The following is a 600-nucleotide window of genomic DNA, read 5'->3' on the forward strand; positions in this document are numbered from 1 at the left end:
AGAAGCAGGGTTTACCCTGCTTTTTTCATATCTGCGGTTTGCTTCCCGCTTCTTCTTCCTCCTTCTTAAGCTGATCGGTAATGTCTTCCGGTTCGCCCAGAAACCAGCCTTTGACGGGTTCACAGCGTTCAATAAACGCTTTTATCGCCCGTTTTCCGGTCGTGGCCTGCACCCGGGTAAACATCGGCAGATTGCCGCTGGCATTGCGTCCCAGAAATGCGATCCGATACGTTCGCAATGAAGGATCCTGCATTTTTCTTTTTCCTGATTTTTAAAGAACATCACCCGTTGAGTTGCCGGGGCCGCGGTTTTGACTTTGTGCGGGGACCTGCTGAACCTGCCCCCTGGATATAACCTTCACCCGTTTGAGAGCCGTTCGCCGCGAGGGCGTAAACGAGCACGGCCCGGTGCAGATGTCCGGGGGTGAGCGGGAAATTTTTTTCGGTCTAATGAAGCGCAGCGGAATGGCCGGGAAAAATTTATTGCGAAAGGCTCTGCCGTCCCCTGGACAGCAAGACGGGTTGTGCTTGTCTCAGCCCCGGCGAATGGACTCAAACGGGTGATACGGGTACCAGGGGAAAGGAGCAGGCACCCGCCGCA

Annotated in this window: 1 protein-coding gene; it reads right to left on the bottom strand. The window is 54.8% G+C overall.

Going from position 1 to position 600, the window contains the following annotated elements:
• Window positions 1-25: 25 nt before the first annotated feature.
• On the bottom strand, window positions 26-253 hold the full coding sequence (locus tag HMPREF9538_RS0128670) for a hypothetical protein (RefSeq protein WP_032457296.1): 228 nt from the start codon (window positions 251-253) through the stop codon (window positions 26-28).
• Window positions 254-600 lie beyond the last annotated feature (347 nt).

Origin of the sequence: Klebsiella sp. MS 92-3 (genome assembly GCF_000195655.1) — a bacterium.
In the GTDB taxonomy this organism is placed as follows: Bacteria; Pseudomonadota; Gammaproteobacteria; order Enterobacterales; family Enterobacteriaceae; genus Klebsiella; species Klebsiella pneumoniae.